This is a genomic window from Pseudomonas sp. LSJ-87 (assembly GCF_032971465.1).
GTDB classification, from domain to species: Bacteria; Pseudomonadota; Gammaproteobacteria; order Pseudomonadales; family Pseudomonadaceae; genus Aquipseudomonas; species Aquipseudomonas putida_Z.
In genome coordinates this window covers 1-759 of the sequence record NZ_JAWJYQ010000111.1, presented here as the reverse complement: position 1 = coordinate 759, position 759 = coordinate 1, and the positions used below count along the sequence as shown (strand labels likewise).

Genomic DNA, 759 nt, shown 5'->3' with positions numbered 1-759 from the left:
GCCTTACACCGCCAGCGCGCGCTCACGCAGCTCGCTGTTGAGGATGCGGTCGTTCTCGCTGTAATCGACCGGGCAGTCGATCACGTGCACGCCCGGGGTCTTGATGCAGTGCTCCAGCAGCGGCAGCAGGCCTTCGGCGCTTTCCACGCGGTGGCCGTTGGCACCGTAGGCTTCGGCGTACTTGACGAAGTCCGGGTTGCCGTAGTCCAGGCCGAAATCGGTGAAGCCCATGTTGGCCTGCTTCCAGCGGATCATGCCGTAGCCGTCGTCACGCAGGATCACCACGGTGATGTGCATGCCCAGGCGTACCGCAGTTTCCAGCTCCTGGCTGTTCATCATGAAGCCGCCGTCGCCGCAAACCGAAATGACCGGGCGGTCCGGGTGCACCAGGTGCGCGGCCATGGCCGATGGCAGGCCGGCGCCCATGGTCGCCAGGGCGTTGTCCAGCAGTACGGTGTTCGGCTTGTGCGCCTTGTAGTTGCGGGCGAACCAGATCTTGTAGATGCCGTTGTCCAGGGCAACGATGCCTTCGGACGGCAGCACGCGACGGATGTCGGCGACCATGCGCTGCGGGTAGACCGGGAAGCGGTTGTCGTCGGCACCTTCGGCGATCTGCGCTTCGTTGGCTTCACGGATCGCCATCAGGCGGGTGAAGTCCCAGTGCGAAGTGTCGTTCAGCGCTTCGCTGATCTGCCACACGGCGTTGGCGATGTCGCCGATCACTTCCACCTGCGGGAAGTACACGGCATCGACTTCGGC

At 64.4% G+C, this 759-nt stretch carries 1 protein-coding gene; it reads right to left on the bottom strand.

What is annotated here, in order from left to right; all coding sequences use genetic code 11:
* Positions 1-3: 3 nt before the first annotated feature.
* On the bottom strand, positions 4-759 hold a 756-nt coding region (locus RYH74_RS26295; RefSeq protein WP_317410619.1), incomplete at its 5' end, for a thiamine pyrophosphate-dependent enzyme.